Annotated in this window: 14 protein-coding genes and 1 pseudogene; 5 read left to right on the top strand and 10 right to left on the bottom strand. The window is 69.9% G+C overall.

Annotation, left to right across the window (positions count from 1 at the left end; all coding sequences use genetic code 11):
- Positions 1 to 77: 77 nt before the first annotated feature.
- Positions 78 to 1505, bottom strand: a complete 1428-nt coding sequence (locus ACFQ6S_RS25410; protein ID WP_383414021.1) for an MFS transporter — start codon at positions 1503 to 1505, stop codon at positions 78 to 80.
- Between the two features lie 336 nt (positions 1506 to 1841).
- Between ACFQ6S_RS25410 and ACFQ6S_RS25405 the strand changes: the two genes are divergently transcribed.
- Complete coding sequence (locus ACFQ6S_RS25405) at positions 1842 to 2768, top strand: DUF3027 domain-containing protein (protein ID WP_383414018.1); 927 nt, start codon at positions 1842 to 1844, stop codon at positions 2766 to 2768.
- Positions 2769 to 2771: 3 nt separating this feature from the next.
- On the opposite strand, the gene ACFQ6S_RS25400 is transcribed toward ACFQ6S_RS25405, so the two are convergent.
- From ACFQ6S_RS25400 to ACFQ6S_RS25390, 3 genes and pseudogenes are all read right to left on the bottom strand, one after another.
- On the bottom strand, positions 2772 to 3401 hold the full coding sequence (locus tag ACFQ6S_RS25400; protein WP_383414015.1) for a Uma2 family endonuclease: 630 nt from the start codon (positions 3399 to 3401) through the stop codon (positions 2772 to 2774).
- Between the two features lie 52 nt (positions 3402 to 3453).
- Positions 3454 to 4295: pseudogene (locus ACFQ6S_RS25395) on the bottom strand (helix-turn-helix domain-containing protein).
- Positions 4296 to 4446: 151 nt separating this feature from the next.
- Positions 4447 to 4980 (bottom strand): ATP-binding protein, encoded by a 534-nt coding sequence (locus ACFQ6S_RS25390; RefSeq protein WP_383414012.1) that lies wholly within the window; start codon positions 4978 to 4980, stop codon positions 4447 to 4449.
- A 156-nt stretch (positions 4981 to 5136) separates the two neighbouring features.
- Here ACFQ6S_RS25390 and ACFQ6S_RS25385 point away from each other — a divergent pair, with 156 nt between their 5' ends.
- The gene (locus tag ACFQ6S_RS25385) at positions 5137 to 6012 is read left to right on the top strand and encodes a helix-turn-helix domain-containing protein (RefSeq protein WP_383414009.1); all 876 of its coding nucleotides are present in this window, start codon (positions 5137 to 5139) and stop codon (positions 6010 to 6012) included.
- Positions 6009 to 6221, top strand: a complete 213-nt coding sequence (locus tag ACFQ6S_RS25380) for a DUF397 domain-containing protein (RefSeq protein ID WP_383414006.1) — start codon at positions 6009 to 6011, stop codon at positions 6219 to 6221. Before ACFQ6S_RS25385 ends, ACFQ6S_RS25380 begins: the two co-directional genes overlap by 4 nt.
- On the opposite strand, the gene ACFQ6S_RS25375 is transcribed toward ACFQ6S_RS25380, so the two are convergent.
- The 6 genes from ACFQ6S_RS25375 to ACFQ6S_RS25350 form a co-directional block, all read right to left on the bottom strand.
- Positions 6199 to 6864 carry a contact-dependent growth inhibition system immunity protein gene (locus ACFQ6S_RS25375; RefSeq protein ID WP_383414003.1) on the bottom strand — a complete coding sequence of 222 codons (666 nt, stop codon included), beginning with the start codon at positions 6862 to 6864 and terminating at the stop codon, positions 6199 to 6201. The two genes, ACFQ6S_RS25380 and ACFQ6S_RS25375, sit on opposite strands and share 23 nt — an antisense overlap.
- Positions 6865 to 6875: 11 nt before the next feature.
- On the bottom strand, positions 6876 to 7361 hold the full coding sequence (locus tag ACFQ6S_RS25370) for a hypothetical protein (protein ID WP_383414000.1): 486 nt from the start codon (positions 7359 to 7361) through the stop codon (positions 6876 to 6878).
- 7 nt (positions 7362 to 7368) lie between these two features.
- Positions 7369 to 8028: a contact-dependent growth inhibition system immunity protein gene (locus tag ACFQ6S_RS25365; RefSeq protein WP_383413998.1), complete on the bottom strand. Its 660-nt coding sequence runs from the start codon at positions 8026 to 8028 to the stop codon at positions 7369 to 7371.
- A 21-nt stretch (positions 8029 to 8049) separates the two neighbouring features.
- Positions 8050 to 10176, bottom strand: coding sequence for an RNase A-like domain-containing protein (locus ACFQ6S_RS25360; protein WP_383413995.1), 2127 nt, complete (start codon positions 10174 to 10176; stop codon positions 8050 to 8052).
- A gap of 61 nt (positions 10177 to 10237) precedes the next feature.
- Positions 10238 to 11374, bottom strand: a complete 1137-nt coding sequence (locus ACFQ6S_RS25355) for a sensor histidine kinase (protein WP_383413992.1) — start codon at positions 11372 to 11374, stop codon at positions 10238 to 10240.
- Positions 11367 to 12062 carry a response regulator transcription factor gene (locus tag ACFQ6S_RS25350; protein WP_383413989.1) on the bottom strand — a complete coding sequence of 232 codons (696 nt, stop codon included), beginning with the start codon at positions 12060 to 12062 and terminating at the stop codon, positions 11367 to 11369. The genes ACFQ6S_RS25355 and ACFQ6S_RS25350 overlap by 8 nt, the downstream gene beginning before the upstream one ends.
- 87 nt (positions 12063 to 12149) lie before the next feature.
- Between ACFQ6S_RS25350 and ACFQ6S_RS25345 the strand changes: the two genes are divergently transcribed.
- The gene (locus tag ACFQ6S_RS25345) at positions 12150 to 13232 is read left to right on the top strand and encodes an endonuclease/exonuclease/phosphatase family protein (RefSeq protein WP_383413986.1); all 1083 of its coding nucleotides are present in this window, start codon (positions 12150 to 12152) and stop codon (positions 13230 to 13232) included.
- 121 nt (positions 13233 to 13353) lie between these two features.
- A complete protein-coding gene (locus ACFQ6S_RS25340; protein WP_383413983.1) occupies positions 13354 to 16488 on the top strand; it encodes a sacsin N-terminal ATP-binding-like domain-containing protein in 3135 nt (1044 codons plus the stop codon).
- The last annotated feature ends 177 nt before the right edge of the window (positions 16489 to 16665 follow it).

Genomic DNA, 16665 nt, shown 5'->3' with positions numbered 1-16665 from the left:
GAAGGCTATCGGGCGGGTGTGACGCTCTCTCTACGCGGGGGCGGCGTGCCGTATGTCACGAGAGGGCCCGAGGCGTCTCACTCCACCCGTGGGCGGGCGTGCCCGCCGTGCCGGGCCGAGCCGATCAGGCCCTTGACGGTGGTCAGCCAGCCGACGGCGACGATCGCCGCGCCGACCAGCAGCCCGAAGGAGCCCTTCAGCGGCAGCACGATGCCCACCGCGCCGCCGAGCACCCAGGCCATCTGCAGCAGCGTCTCGGAGCGCGCGAACGCCGACGTACGGACCAGCTCCGGCACGTCCCGCTGGATCAGCGCGTCCAGCGACAGCTTGGCCAGCGCCTGCGCGAACCCGGCGGCGGCGGCCAGAAAGGCCACCAGGACGGCGCCGTAGAAGATCGCGGCCGTGATCGCCACGGCCAGCACGAAGCCCACGACGGTCACGATGATGATCTCCGGCGCCCGGGACCTCAGCCATGCCCCGACCGCCGTACCGATCGCGTTGCCCGTGCCGGCCGCGACGGCGACTATGCCGAGCGACACGGCGGCGCTCTGGCCGGCCATGGGGTGCTCGCGCAACAGGAACGCGAGGAAGAAGATCAGGAAGCCGGACAGGCAGCGCAGGGCGGCGTTGGCGCCCAGGGCGTGGGTGACGGCGATACCGACCGTGCGCAGCCCGGGGCGCTTGACGGGTTTGCGGTGCGGCCCGTGCAGGTGCTGCTCGTCGGCCGCCAGCAGCGCGCGGTCCTCGCCCTTGGCCGAGTCGACCTTCGGCGGCAGGGTGAAGGACAGGAACGTACCCGCGATGAAGATCACGAAGGCGCCGTAGAGCGGCCAGCGAGGTCCGACCGCCTGGAGCCCGGCGCCGATGGGCGCCGCGATGCCGGTGGCGAGGAGTCCCCCGAGGGTGACCCGTGAGTTCGCCTTCACCAGGGAGAAGCGGGGTGGCAGCAGACGGGGCACGACGGCGCTTCTGACCACGCCGTACGCCTTGGAGGCGACCAGCACCCCGAGCGCGGCCGGATACAGCTGGAGATCGCCGCTGATGACCGCGCTGGACAGGACCAGGGCGAGCAGCGCCCGCGCCAGCATCGCGCCGGCCATCGCCGCGCGGCGGCCGTGCGGGAGGCGGTCCAGGAGGGGGCCGATCACCGGGGCGAGGAGCGTGAAGGGCGCCATGGTGATGCCGAGGTAGAGCGCGACGCGCCCACGGGCCTCGTCGGTGGGGACGGAGAAGAAGACGGTGGAGGCGAGGGCGACGGTGATCATCATGTCCCCGGCGCCGTTCACACCGTGGAGCTCGATCAGCTTGCCGAGGCCGGACTCACCGGCCCCCTGGGCGTGGGTGGCCTTGCGGATGCCGCGGGCGGGGCCGGTGAGCGGGAAGTGCAGGGCACGGCCGACCGCGCGGAGGGGGCCGCCCATCCGGCCCGTTCCGCCACCTCGATTGCGACCGCCCTTGGCCCCACCGATGCCGGTGGCTCCTTGGGGCGTCCTCGCGGTTGCCACGACGCAATAGTGCCCCGAGATGGGGGTGGCTAGTGCGGTTACGGCGCGTATGGGGGGCACTTCATGGGCAAGGTCTCAGGTTGGCCGAAGGCAACTCTCAGGTCGGTGGCACGGGTTCCACCGGCCGCCGCGCACGGTGAAAGGGCCGTCGGTGTAGGCCCAGCGCTCTCGAACAGGTAGCGTGCGTATCTCAGCCATCCCGCACAATGGATGACGTAGGTGCGCCCGAGCGCGATTCGGACGCGGACGTCGACGCGGCCCACAGGTCCGCTCCGTTCGCTCCGCCGCCTTCAGGCAGCCGCACCCGAGAGACGGCGTAGGAGAGAAGCGATACCTGTGAGCGCAGCGACAACGCGAAGCCGCACCCCCGACCGTCTGTGCGCCGAGGCGGTCGACCTCGCCCGCAGTGCCGCCGAGGAGGCCGCCGCGCCCGGCGTGGTCGGCGAGCACGCGGGTCTGGCTTCCGAGGGCGACCGTGTTGTCACGCACTTCTTCGAGTGCAAGGAGCTCGGCTACCGGGGCTGGCGCTGGGCGGTGACGGTGGCCCGCGCGTCCCGCGCGAAGGTCGTCACGCTCGACGAGGTGGTCCTGCTCCCCGGCTCGGACGCGCTGCTCGCGCCCGAGTGGGTGCCGTGGAGCGAGCGGCTGCGCCCCGGCGACATGGGCCCCGGCGACCTGCTGCCGACCGATGCCGAGGATCTGCGCCTGGAGCCCGGCTTCTCGGGCGAGGACGAGCCCGTGTCGAGCTCGGCCGTGTCGCACGAGATGGCCGAGCTGGTGGAGGCCGAGGACGCCGAGGTCACGGCGGGCGCCCCGGCGAACCTGCCGGTGGCCCCCTCCCGGGGCTCGATCGCCTCGGTCGCGGAGGAACTGGGCATGCGCCGTGCCCGGGTCCTGTCCCGCTACGGCCTGCACGTCGCCGCGGACCGCTGGGAGGAGTCCTTCGGCGCGAAGACCCCCATGGCCCAGGCGGCCCCCGCCTCCTGCGTCTCCTGCGGCTTCCTCGCCCCGATCGGCGGCTCCCTGGGCCAGGCCTTCGGTGTCTGCGCCAACGAGTTCTCCCCGGCGGACGGCCGGGTCGTGTCCCTGACCTACGGCTGCGGCGGCCACTCCGAGGCCGCGGTGATGCCCAAGCCGCCCCGCCCGGCGCCTCCGGTGATCGACGAGACCCGGGTGGACCCGTTCCCGCTGCGCCCGGCACCGGACTCGGGGTCGGTTTCGGTGGGGGCGGACGGGGACTCGGCGGAGCTGGGTCACTCGTAGGGGTCAGGACGCCGACGGTTCGTCGGCGTCGCCCGTGCCCACGGTCTTGTAGCGAGGCAGGTTCTCGGTGGAGATCGTCCACTCCGCGATGGTGACGTCCTCTCCGTACACGAAGTCCTTGCGGGTGGCGTAGCGGGGGCCTTCGGGAGTGGCGTGGATGTCGGTGAGTACGGCGCCTGTGCCGGTGCGGGGGTCGAAGATCGCGTATACGGGGATGCCGATCAGGGGGTAGTCCCGCATCTTGGTGACCCAGTCGTTGTCGGGGTTGGAGCGGGAGACGATCTCGATGGCGGCGATGAGCGTCAGCGGGTCGAAGGCGCCGTCTCCCTCCATGTCCGCCAGCGCGATCACCATCACGTCGGGGCGGCGCATGATGCCCTCTGGTTCCATCTCGACGTCGGGTTCGCCGGTGTGGGCCACGATCTCCTCAGGCATGACCTTCTCCAGGCGCTTCCGGAGATGGAGCGCGGTGAGTTCATGCGGCCGGACCGGCGACACCATGTCGAGGACGATCCCTTCCTTGGTGATCTCGAACTTGCCGGGAAGGGTGCCGTCCGTGGACTCCACGAAGTCGCGCATCGCTCGGTACAGGTGGGAAGCACCCTGTCGTGCGTTGTCCGGGGCGATGGTCATGGCGCTCGCTCCTCGTGCTCTGTGCCCAGGGGCAAGGATCGTCGCATTCATGCTAGGCGGCCTCCAGGAGGTTGGTTCGGCAGTCGCGGCAGCGACCGGGGGTCGGGGAGCGGAAGGCGCGCTCGCAGCCGTCGCAGGTCTGGAGCGGATGGCGGGTGGCCGGCGGTGGGGCGAACGGGGGTGGCGGGGGCAGCCGGGTGGCAAGGCGGTGGGCCAGGAGGGCTGCCGGGCGGCACAAGGGCTCGGGTGGCAGGTCGGTGGTCAGGGCGTGGCGTACGGCGGTGGGGTGACGTCGCGTTCCAGCCAGGCCGCGACGCCGGGGGCCAGATGGGCCGTTTCGCAGACGGAGAGCAGTAGGCGGGGGTCGTGGCGGCGGAGGTCCGAGAGGAGGTCGGTGGCCGTCTGGAGGAGGGTGGGGGCCGGGTAGGCCGGTTGCGGTACGGCGGGGAGGGGCTTGCGGGGTCCCGGAGCTCGCTTCTTCCTGGGCGGGGCCGCCGGGGGGTCCTGGGCGGGGCGGCGGCTGCCGGGCTGGTTGCACGAGATCGTGCGGGTGACGATGTGCCCGCCCGGGACGCGTTCGCGCTCGCGGCGCAGGTAGCCGTGGGTCTCCAGTTCGCGCAGGGCGGCGGCGATACGGGTCGTGCCCTCGGGGAAGCGGGCGGCGAGGGTCTTGATGCAGACGTGGGCGCCCTTGGGCAGCGACTGGATGTGGACGCCCAGGCCGATCGCGAGGAGTGACAGCTCCGTGTGCTGGGCCAGGTGATTGCCGATCACCGTGAAGCGGGTGGTGTGGCGGGTGTTGTCGTGGACCAGGCCGCCGCCCCCGGTTCGGGTGTTCTTGGCGGCAAGGCGGGACTGGGCGCGCGGGGGCGCGCTAGGGTTTTGCGTATCCATCGGGAAGAGTGCTGCTTCCTTGGTGGTCAGGCCCTCGCACTGGGATTGCCGTCCCGGCGAGGGCCGTTGTATGGCTGCTGTATGTCTGCGGTCGTGTTGCGCTGAGCGTAAGTCCGACAACCGGCCCGAAATCCAGCTGAGTTGGTGATATTCACCCTCCCGAGTGAGCGCGCGCCGCTGGAGGGAGGGGTGGGTTTGGGTGAGGTGCTTTCCCCCTCGGATTCCTTTGTGGTTGATCGTCCGCGCCACCGGAGCACGGGGTTCTGGGCTTCGGTGAGAGGTCCACTTCCGCCCACACCGTCTTGCGGGGTGGCGGCCCCGGGGTGACGCCCCACCGGTCGGCCAGGGCGTCGATGATGGCGAGGCCGCGGCCCGACTCCGCTTCGGGGGCGACACGTTCGACGTGCGGGAGTCGGTCGGCGCGGGTGTCGGTGACCTCGATCCGGACCGTGTCGCCTGCGACGCGGACGAGCAGCCGGAAGTCCCGCCCTGGAACCCGCCCGTGCGTGACCGCGTTGGCCGCCAGCTCCGCCACGAGGTGCGCCGCAGGCTCCAGCGGCAGGCCCCAGCTGCGGAGTTGCTCCGTGGCGAGGAGGCGGGCGAGGCGGGCGCCGCGCGGTGTGGGGGACAGCTGCACGCTGAAGTTGCGGATACGGGTGACGAGTTCGGCGGAATCTTGATTCACGTCACTCAGCGTGGCCGCGCGTGCCTAGCGTGAACAGTGACTCAGCGGGTGCGTACGGTGACTGTCCGGAGCTTGTCCGGCCGTGTCCGGGCTGTCGGGGCGTTGCGTATGGGTAGGGCGCTGCTGCACTGCGGCGGTACGACGGAGGGGTACGGGATGTCGGTCGAGGCGGACACGGGACGGCTCAAGACGGAGGCGGACGAGCCGGGGTGGGAGGTGGACCCGGACGACGAGTGGGGTGTGGCGGTGATCGCCACCGTGGGGCGACAGCTGAAGCTGCGGCGGGAGGCGGTGGGGATGCGGGCCGCGGAGTTCGGGAGCGCGGTCGGGTACGGCGAGGATCTGGTTTACAAGATCGAGGGTGGGAAGCGGATTCCTCGGCAGGAGTATCTGGACCGGGCGGACGAGGTGTTGGGGGCCGGGGGGCTTATTGCGGCGACGTGGGAGGACGTGCAGAAGGTTCGGTATCCGAAGAAGGTTCGGGCGCTGCGGGACATGGAGGCCAAGGCGGTCGAGTTGCAGCTCTACGATCCGCTCAACATCCACGGCCTGTTGCAGACGGCGGAGTATGCGCGAGGGCTTCTTCTGATGCGGCGCCCTGCGTACGCCGCGGATGAGGTGGAGCGGTACACCGCGGCGCGCGTGGCCCGCAAGACCGTATTCGAGCGGGATCCGGCACCTGAGCTCAGCTTTGTCCTGGAGGAGTGGACGCTGCGACGTCCGCTCGGAGGTAGGGCGGTGTTGCGCTGCCAGCTCGAACATCTGCTGGAGCTGGGACAGTTGCGGAACGTCGAGCTCCAGGTGATGCCGATGGATCGGGAGGAGCACGCGGGAGTGGATGGCGGAATCGAGGTGCTGAAGTTCGCCGACGGCTCGGCCGTGGGGCGTTCGCCAGTAGTTGCCAATGGCCGACCGGTGTCCGAGCCCAGGCAGCTCCGTATCCTGGAACTGCGGTATGGCATCATCCGGGCGCAGGCTCTCACGCCGCGTGAGTCGACTGCCTTCATCGAGCAACTGCTGGGGGAAACATGATCCGCAACGCCTCGGCCGGGAACGCCTCCGAGCTGGTGTGGTTCAAGAGCAGCTACAGCAGTGGCAGCGAGGGCGACTCCTGCGTCGAGATCGCGATAGCGCCCCGCGCCATCCAAGTCCGCGACTCTAAGCACCTCGACGCCGGCCCCCGACTCGCCCTCGCGCCGCGCGCCTGGGCTGCCTTCGTCACTTACGCGTCCGAGGCCTGATCCTCTGGCGGATCAGCTCCAGCCATTGGCGGAGTGACATCCCCTTCGGCGGCAGAAGGTCGAGCCCCAACGCCGTGGTTGCCGTGTCGAGTTCCTCGTCCGAGGGCACCATCGTCAGGATTTCGGTGATCTCCTGCGCTGCCTGTGCACGCTCTTCCGGCTTGGATTGGCTGACATATTCATCGAGAGCCTCATCGCGAGAATCGTAGATGTATGAGAAATCTCGATGAAAGTACGCGCCGAGCAACTGGCTCAACTCGGGAAATCGCTCGATCCATTCCCAAGTGTTCTGCGGATTCATCTGAGGAACTCGTGACGGGTCTTCCAGGAATCTGTTGAGATGGTCCCTCGCGATGCGCAGGCAGTCCTCCACGCTGGTGCCCATCGGAGGGACGATGTGCGGAATATTCTCCACATCATCTGCGATCTCCTCGGAGAAGAGTCCGAAGGAAAGCAGCTCATCGATTTGCCGGACGGCTGTAACGGCACGGGCCGGGTCACGAGCGGCGATTCTGAGGTACGAGGCCAGGCCAGGTCCTGCAATATCGGCAGTGTCCTGGAACATGAAGTCGGCGCTTGCGTAGGCCGCCAGTAGTCCGCCGAGTTCATAGAATCGCGGCTCTGATGGAAGTCCCTGACTCATATGACATGACCTCAGCGTTCGCGTCTGATCAGTGAGGCATACGCGCCGAAAGCTGGAATCGGCTCCCAGTTGGAGGAGACGTCGACTCCGTGGCGGATTTCCTTCGATTCGCCGCCCTCCTCCTCGACCGCGCGCTGGACAACGCCATCAATGGTGAACTCGTACGTCTCTGTGCGGTCCGCGTCTGCGTACCAGCCTCGCGCCTGAGAAGTGCCGTAACCGTACGCGGCTGCTGTTTCCAGGAAGAAGGATCCGGTGATGAGCGTGAAAGTGTAGTCCAGGGTGTCGCGACCGAATTCGTCGATGAAGATAGCCGAGGCGTAGCCCGTCTCCAGTCGCATTTCCACCCGCAGGGTCGGTGCGGACTGCTCGCCGGGGGAGGCGACTGCGGTGTACAACTCGCCGGAGGTGTGCCGGGCCTGAGCCTGTTCGGGCGTCGTGGGGTTCATGGGTGTCTCTGTGAGGTTGTTCCACTGCTCGCAGTAGGTCCAGATCATGGGTCATTCAGCCCGCCGCAGTGATCTTTTGGCGCATCAGCTCCAGCCATTGCTGGAGTGACACCCCGTCCGGCGGCAGAAGGTCGAGCCCCAATGCCGTGGTTGCCGTGTGGAGTTCCTGATCCGAGGACACCATCGTCAGGAGTTCGGTGATCTCCTGCGCTGCCTGTGTGCGGACTTGCGGATCGTGCTCGACGACGTATTCATCGATCGCGTCCTCGGGAGAGGCATAGAACTCTGAGTAATTCTGATGCAAGTAGGCGCCGAGGAACTGACTCAGCTGGGGGAATCGCTCGTTCCATTCCCAATGGTTCTGTGGGTTCATCTGTGGGACGCGTGACGGGTCTTCCAGGAATCTGTTGAGGTGCTCCCTGGCGATGCGCAGGCAGTCCTCCACGCTGGTGCCCAGCGGGGGGCGGATGTGTGGCAGGTCCTCCACATCGTCGGCGATCTCCTCGGAGAAGAGGCCGATGGAGAGCAGTTCGTCGATCTGCCGGACCGCCGTCACGGCGCGGGCGGGATCCCGCGCGGCGATTCGGAGGTACGAGGCCAGGCCAGGGCCCGGAGTCTCGGCAGTGTCCGTGAACATGAAGCCAGCGTCCGCGTAGGCTTCTAGCAGTTCGCCGAGTTCATAGAATCGTGGTTCCAGTGGAGGTGCCTGACTCATGAGTCGCTCCAAGCGTGCGTGTTAGGGCTGGGGGAACGAGGTGAGGACGCGGTATCCGGAAGGCGCCGTCGGGTCAGCCTTGAGGATGACGCGAACACGGTTCACCCATCTCGTCGCCTGTCCATGGGTGAAGTCGTAGCGAGTGAGGTGAAGCCCTGTGTTTTCCCCGAATTTGTGCTGCAGTCGCAGCGTTCCTTGCGCCCCCTTGTCCAGCCAGGCAGCTATTTTCTGCTGGTTCTTCTTGGTGGTAAGAGTGCCGTCGGTGAAGCGTTGTGCCGAATCGACGTCAACGTAGCGTGAGTCCGCTTCGAGCTTAGGGTTCTCGCGCAGACGCCTACGCATGCCCGCAATGGTCTTGTCGACATGCCTGTCGATCGTATGAGCCTTGCTCTTGCCGCCAAGGCTCTTGCCCTCGTCGCCACGGACATCCGCACGGTGCTCGGGCTTTTGGCGTCCCTTGCGTTTGTTCCTGGGCCAAGCGTTGTAGTCCCCGCCGGATCCATTCGAGGCACCCAACCCCATGAGCACGAGCCCGGCCGTGCCCAGGATGCCGGCGCTGAGCGCGGCGTCGGCCGTCAGTGCACCTGCCGCTCCGCCCCCCGCCAGCGCGAGCCCCCCGGGAGGGAAGAGAGCCAGTAGGGAGAGAAGGAGGAGGGCGAAGCCGAGGTAGACCAGGAAGGTGTTCAGGGCGTCGAGGAGGTGGAGCGTGTGGATGGTTCGGCCGGCGGGGCCCGCGTCGCCCAAGGCGTGCCAGAGGAGGAATATGCCGGTCGTCGCCGATCCCAGCGCGGTTCCGAGGCGGAAGCGGTGGGCCGCCAGGACCTCCCCCAGAGGCTGAGTGGACGCCGCTCGCCAGGTGCGCAGCAGGACGGTGAGCTGGTAGGCGATCCAGGCCAGGGCCGCTATGCCGAAGCCCACGAGGATCTTCGGTCCCGCGCCGGTGCTGAAGAACTCCTGGAGGCCGGCGGTGGAGGTGAACGAGCCGACGCCCAGGAACAGCAGTGAGGGGAGCATCAGGACGAAGGGGATCAGCAGCAGCCATCGACCGCGGGAGCGTCCGGCCGCTCGCGTCGCCTTCAGCCACGCGCGGATGTTCAGCGCCCGCCAGGCAATCGCGTTGTCGGACGCGTCCATCCGGGCCGTGATCCCCGCGACCACCCGACGCAGCTCACCGGTGGCCTCGGGCGGCGCCGACGCGGCGGCGTACAGCAAGGAGCGCCGCAGCCTGACGTAGCGCAGGGCGATCAGCAGACTCCATGGGAGACGCCAGGCCGCGTAGCGCAGCAGTGCGCCCAGGCTGTCGCCTTCGGCGCGTTCGGACGCGAGCAGTACGCCGGGCACGGCGCCCTTGCCGCGGTGGAGTTGGCGTGTGTCCACGGCCATGGCGATGGCCAGGCACACGAGGGGCGCGGCCCACGCCATCCCGTCCAGGGACTCCAGCCACTCCCTGGTCCCGGCGCCGTGCTCCCGTACCGCGTAGTTGTTCACCGTGTGATGCACGACGGCGGCCGCGATCGGGAGGACGGACAACAGGCGCACCCAGCCGCGTGTGCGCCACAGCAGCCCCACGCCGAAGCCGGCCATGGCCGTGAACACCAGGTGCGTGAACGTTTCCGTGACCGGAGTGCCGCCCACGTCCAGTTGGCTGAACGGCGCCGGCAGCCAGGACGTCATCACCTGCCCCAGGCCCGGCACATAGGGCGGGGACAGGCTGTCGGGGACGATCCAGCCCTCGCCGCGGGGGATCGCCCGGTCCGCGTCCAGGCCGAACCGGAGAACCGCCTCCAGCAGCCCGAACCCCGCTCCCAGAGCCGCACCCACCACGACGAAGTCGGTCAGGCCCCATTGCCGGCGAACCCGCAGACTCAGCCCGGCCAGCAGCAACGGGGAGACCTTGAGTAATTCCTCCACCCAAGGAGCCACCGTGTAGCTGGTGGTGTTCACCACCGTCACCAGCGACTGGCCCGACTGCTCCGCGTAGATCCGGGTGTAGGCGAGCTGCACCAAAGCCGTCGCCACGCCACACCCGTACACACCCACGGCCATCGCCAGCAGCACGGTCGACAGGCGCACCGAACGGGTCGGCCAGGAGAGCGCGAACAGTTGCAGTACACCCCAGACGGCCGCAGCCGCCATCACCAACGTCACGCCAGGCCCCCATGCACCGGAACAACATTCGATTCGCGATGGTGAACGCGATGCTAGGCAGTCAACCGGCGGTGCTGCAAGGGAGTTGTGAGACGGTTGCTTCGTCTGTCACGGGGAGTTCCACGGTGATGCGGAGCCCGCCGGCAGGGCGCGGGGTGAGGGTGAGTGTTCCGTCGTGTGCGTGCGTAATGGTCTTGACGATGGCCAGGCCGAGGCCCACGCCCGCGTGGTCGGTGTGGGTGCGTTCCGTGCCGCGCTGGAACGGCTCGGTGAGGGTCGAGAGCAGTTGTGGGGTGAGCTCCTCGCCCGTGTTCTCGACGGTGAGCACCACGGTCTTGGGGCGGACGGCGGTATTGACCCACACGGTGCCCTGTTCCGGCAGGTTGTGGACGATCGCGTTGTGCACGAGGTTCATGGTCAGCTGGAGCAGGAGCGCTTGCGAGCCGGTCGTCGTGGCGATGTCGCCGCTGGTCTCGATCGTGACGCCGTGCTTTTCCGCGAGGGGGAGGAGCGTTTCGGTGGCTTCCTCCGCCATGAGGGACAGGTCGACACGCTCCCGGGTGAAGGAACGCTGCTCGGCGCGGCTGACCAGGAGCAGTGCCTCGGTCAGGGCGATCGCTCGGGTGTTGACGGCCTGGAGGCGGTCGATGAGTTCGCCGGTGTCGTGGTTCGGATCGGTGCGGGCCACGTCGAGAAGCGCCTTCGAGATCGCCAGCGGCGTGCGCAGCTCGTGAGAGGCGTTGGCCGCGAATCTCCGCTGTTCGGCGACGTGTGCTTCGAGCCGGGCGAGCATCGTGTCGAAAGTGTCGGCGAGTTCGCGGAACTCGTCCTTGCGGCCCGGCAGCCGGATCCGGTGGGAGAGCGATCCGTTCGCGGCCAAGCGGGTGGCGTCCGTGAGACGGGTCAGCGGGGCGAGCATCCGGCCGGCGAGGATCCACCCTCCCGCCAGGCCGAACACCAGCAGGAACGCCAATACGGCGGCTGCCCTCGGAGCGAAAACGTCCAGGAGTACGGACCGGACGGGAAAGACACCGTTCGTCGGCTTGTCATCGGGATTGATGAGCATCGCGCGCTCGGGGACGTAACGCAGCAGGAAAAGCCACACCGCCGCGAGCAGCAGGCCACCGGCAAGCATGAGGAACCCGGCGTAGCTGAGGGTGAGTTTGAGGCGAACGCTCAGGCCAGGTGCCCTATCCACGGTCTGCTCCCGAGTCCGCGGCCTCCGGCTGGGTGTCGATGCGGTAGCCGACGCCCGGCACGGTGGCGATGATCCAGGGTTCCCCGAGGCGCTTGCGCAGGGCCGAGACGGTGATGCGTACGGCGTTGGTGAACGGGTCGGCGTTCTCGTCCCACGCGCGTTCCAGGAGTTCCTCGGCGCTGATGACACCGCCTTCGGCGGCGACGAGGACTTCGAGCACGGCGAACTGCTTCCTGGTCAGCGCGACATAACGGCCGTCCCGGTATACCTCGCGGCGGAACGGGTCCAGACGCAAGTCTGCGATCTCTCGTACGGGAGGCCTGTTGTGGGCACGTCTGCGGTCGAGTGCTCTGAGCCTGAGCGCGAGTTCCTGGAGTTCGAAGGGTTTGGTGAGGTAGTCGTCGGCGCCGAGTTCGAACCCGGAGACCTTGTCGTCGAGACGGTCGGCCGCGGTGAGCATGAGGATCGGCATGCCGCTGCCGGAGGCGACGATGCGTTTGGCGATCTCGTCGCCGGACGGTCCGGGGATGTCGCGGTCGAGGACGGCGATGTCGTAGGTGTTGACGCTCAGCAGTTCCAGGGCGGTGTCGCCGTCACCTGCGATGTCGGCCGCGATCGCTTCCAGGCGCAGGCCGTCACGAATGGCCTCTGCCAGATAGGGCTCGTCCTCGACGATCAGCACACGCATGTCATCGAGGCTACGAGCCGACACATATCGTCGGCATATCGAAATCCGCATACGTGCCGACAACGCCTCGCTGCCTTGACTGGCGGAATGAAACCACTGCTGCGGACGACGGAGCCGCCTTCTGCGAACCCCGGCCCTGCGAACGGCACCCCGAAGCGATCGATCACGCTTGTCCGCCGGGCGATCCGCACCGGCTTCCGGCCGGAACCCTGGAAGCGCGGCCCGGTGCTCGCGGCGCTGGCGCTGCTGCTCGGTCTGGTCATGCTGCTGCACTCGATGCTCCCGAGCCGCTACGGGAACCTCGGCGGCCTGGTGGAGACCTTCCTGCCGTGGTTGGGCCTGTTCGTCCCGGTGCTGCTGGCCGGGGCCCTCTGGCGCCGCTCCGCCTCCGCGGTCGCCGCGCTGCTGCTGCCGGTCGTGGTGTGGCTGGGCCTCTTCGGCGGGCTGCTCATCGACAAGTCCCACTCGGACGGCGACCTCACCGTGGCCACCCACAACGTCAACGCCGACAACCCCGACCCGGCCGGCACCGCCCGCGACCTCGCCGCCTCCGGCACGGACGTGCTGGCACTGGTGGAGCTGACCCCGCAGGCCAGGGGCACGTACGAGAAGGAGCTGGAGAAGACGTATCCGTACCACGCGGTGCTGGGCACGGTCGGGCTGTGGAGCAGGCTGCCGCTGTCGGACACACAGCCGGTCGACATCGAGACGGACGCCGGGCCGCTGGGGGAGGCCAAGCCGGCCGAGGTCAAGATGGCCTACGCCCGGGCGCTGCGCACCACGGTGGCCACGGACCGGGGTCCGCTCGCGGTGTATGTGGCCCACCTGGGATCCGTACGCGTGTTTCCCAGGAACGGCTTCTGGACGGACAGCCGGGACAGAAACGCGCAGGCGCTCGCCGAGGCCGTCGCAGCCGAGCAAAGCGAGCGGGTGGTGCTGCTCGGCGATCTGAACGGCACCATGGACGACCGCGCGTTCGCCGGCCTCGCCGCGCAGCTGCGCTCGGCCCAGGAGGCGGCCGGGGACGGCTTCGGCTTCAGCTGGCCGGCGAGGTTCCCGGTGGCCCGGATCGACCAGATCCTGGTCAGGGGAGTGGAGCCGAGGAGCTCGTGGGTACTGCCGGCCACCGGCAGCGACCACCTGCCGGTGGCGGCCGGCATCAGCTGGTGAACACCGCGCGAGCCGCCCGATCCGGCCCGGGCTCCCCGTCCCCCGCGGCGGGCGCCAGGGCTGATCGCACGCACCTCCCATCGGCGGTACCTTCATCATCACGCCGATGAGGAGAGTCAACGTGAGCAAGTTCGTGCGGCCCGCGGCCGAGGGCGCCGACCCGTTCGGTACGGCCCGTCTGCGTCGCGGAGTGCTGGATGCCTGGGCGACCAGCCCCGCTCGGTTCCGGGAGGACGCCAACGCCGAGGAGGACCTCGTCCTCGGCGGGTACCGGGACCGGCTCGTCGTCGAGCTCGCTCAGAACGCCGCCGACGCCGCCGCCCGGGCCGGCGTGGCCGGACGCCTCCGGCTCACCCTCCGCGAGGGTGTTCTCGTCGCCGCCAACACCGGCGCGCCGCTGGACGCGGCCGGTGTCGAGTCGCTGTCCACGCTGCGGGCCTCCGCCAAGCGGGACACGGCCTCCGTGGGGCGATTCGGCGTCGGCTTCGCGGCCGTCCTCGCCGTCACCGACGAGCCCGCCGTCGTCGGGCGGCATGGCGGTGTGCGGTGGGCCCTCGCCGAGGCCCGCGAGCTGGCCCAGGAGACCGCGCGGCACAGCCCGGGGCTGGGCGACGAGATCCGGCGACGGGACGGGCATGTACCGCTGCTGCGGCTGCCGTTCGCCGCCGAGGGCACCGCCCCGGATCCGTACGACACCGTAGTCATCCTTCCGCTGCGCGACACCGCGGCAGCCGACCTCGCCGAGCGGCTGCTGAACGCCGTCGACGACGCGTTGCTCCTCGCCCTTCCCGGTATGGAGGAGGTCGTGATCGAGGTCGGCGACGCCGAGCCGCGCACGCTGCGCCGCCGGGTCGACGGCCCCTTCACGGTCGTGGAGGATTCCCGGTCCGGCGTCACCCACTGGCGTACGTCCGCCGCCCACGGCCCGCTCACGCCCGAGCTCCTCGCCGACCGCCCGGTCGAGGAGCGGCTGCGCCCGCACTGGTCGCTCACCTGGGCGGTGCCCGTCGACGCCGCCGACAGCACGCCCGACCGCCCCCGCACCGCCCCGGTCGTCCACGCGCCCACGCCCAGCGACGAAGCCCTCGGTGTCCCCGCCCTCCTCATCGCCTCCTTCCCCCTCGACACCACCCGCCGGCACGCCGCGCCCGGCCCGCTGACCGACTTCCTGGTGCAGCGCGCGGCCGACGCGTACGCCGAGCTGCTCGCCGATTGGCGTCCGGTGGGCGAGGGCATCATCGGCCTCGTGCCCGGCCCGCTCGGCAAGGGCGAACTGGACGGGGCCCTGCGCCAGGCGATCCTGGAGCGCCTGCCCAGGACCGAGTTCCTCCCGCCCGCCCTCCCGCCCGCGGTCGCGCCGCACGAGGCCGACTCCGAGCTGCCCGAGTCGCTCCGGCCCCGGGACGCCGAGGTCGTCGAGGGCGCCGGCGCCGACACCGTGCGCGTGCTGGCCGAGGTGCTGCCCACGCTGCTGCCCGCCGGACTCGAACGGCGGGTGGAGCTGCGGACCCTGGGCGTCGCCCGGGTCCCGCTCACCGACGCGATCGACCGCCTCGCCGGTCTGGAGAAGGAGCCCGGCTGGTGGCGGCGGCTCTACGACAGCCTCGCCGGCGTCGACCCGGACCGTCTGTCCGGCCTGCCCGTGCCGCTGGCCAACGGCCGCACCACCATCGGCCCCCGGCAGATCCTGCTCCCCACCCCCGACGCCGACGGTATCGAGCCGGAGATCCTGGCCCGCCTCGGTCTCAAGGTCGCCCACCCGGAGGCCGCGCACCCGCTCCTGGAGAAGCTCGGCGCCCTTCCCGCGACGCCCCGCGCGGTCCTCACCACGCCCCAGGTACGCGCCGCCGTCGCCGCCTCCCTCGACGAGGACGGCGGGGTGAACTGGGAGGAGGACGCTCCGGACGCCGAGGAACTGGCCGACACCGTGCTCGCGCTGGTGCGGGACGCGGGCCTGGAACCCGGTGACGAGCCGTGGCTGGGCGCGCTCGCGCTCCCCGACGAGGACGGCGAGCTCGCCCCCGCCGGTGAGCTGGTCCTCCCCGGCAGCGCCTTCGCCCAGGTGATGCGGGAGGACGAACTCGCTTATCTCGACGCCGATTTGACGCACAAGTGGGGGGAGCAGCCGCTGGCCGCCTGTGGCGTGCTCGCCAACTTCGCCCTGGTCCGCGCCACGGACGTCGTGCTCGACCCGGACGAACTGGAACCTCGTGAGGGCGACTTCGCCGAACCTGACGACGCGGGTCTGCTGGACGCCGTGGACGTCTGGTGCGAGGACATCCTGGACCGCTTCCCGGACACGCCCGTACCGCCGGTCGCCACCGAGCTGATCGCCGTACGCGATCTGGACCTGGTGGACGACGACAAATGGCCCCAGGCCCTCGCCCTGCTCGCCCGGCCGCCGCTGCGGGACGCGCTGACCCAGCAGGTGCGGATCCTGCTGCCCGACGGCACCCACGAGGTCGTACGGCCCTACACGGCCTGGTGGCTGCGGGGCAACCCGGTTCTGGACGGCCGCCGCCCGGCGGGGCTCCTCGCCTCCGGCGGCGACCCGCTGCTGCGCGGCCTGTACGACGAGGCCGACGCGACCGGGTTCGACGACGAGCAGGTGCTGCGGGCGCTCGGGGTGCGCACCTCCGTCGCCGCGCTGCTCGACGAGCCGGGCGGCGCCGCAGAGCTGCTCGACCGCCTCGCCGACCCGGACCGCCCCGTCACCTCCGCCCAGTTGCACGCCCTGTACGGCGCCCTCGCCGACCTGGACCCCGAGCAGGTGACCCTGCCGGACGAGCTGCGGGCCGTGGTCGACGGCCGGGTCGAGGTCGTGGACGCCGCCGACGCGGTGGTCGTCGACTCGCCCGACCTGCTGCCCTTCACCGAGGGCGTCCCGCTGCTGCCGGTACGGCCGGCGCGGGCCGCCGAGCTGGCCGAGCTGTTCCAGGTGCGGCGGCTGAGCGAGTCCGTCACCGGGGACGTGGACTCCGAGGGCACCGAGCACGACGTACCGGAGTCGGTGCGGGTGCTGCTCGGGGCGCGGACGCCCGAGTCGTATGTCGAGCACGAGGAGCTCGTCGTGGACGGCGTGGAGATCGACTGGCGGCTCACGAACGACGGTGCCCTGCACGCCTCCACCCTGGAGGGCGTCGCCGCCGGGCTCGCCTGGGCGGCGCGGCAGTGGCCGCGGCGGTTCGAGGTGGCGGCGCTGATGGAGGATCCGTCGCGGACGGGGGAGCTGGCGCGCGACCGGTGGTTCGACTGAGGCGGAGGGGGACGGGCCCTCTTCGCAGGGCCCGTACATATTTCCTTCACCCTTCGTACAACCATTCGTTGCCGTCGCTGATCTGATCACCCGAGCCAACTGGCTCGACGATCACTTGGGCCCGGCCGGCGACGACCCGTACGGTGCGACCACGACCGGGCCCCCTTCTCCTCCTGG

The sequence above is a fragment of the Streptomyces sp. NPDC056479 genome, assembly GCF_042795335.1.
In the GTDB taxonomy this organism is placed as follows: Bacteria; Actinomycetota; Actinomycetes; order Streptomycetales; family Streptomycetaceae; genus Streptomyces.
The sequence above is the reverse complement of the archived record's forward strand: the minus strand, read 5'-3'. Positions and strand labels throughout refer to the sequence as shown.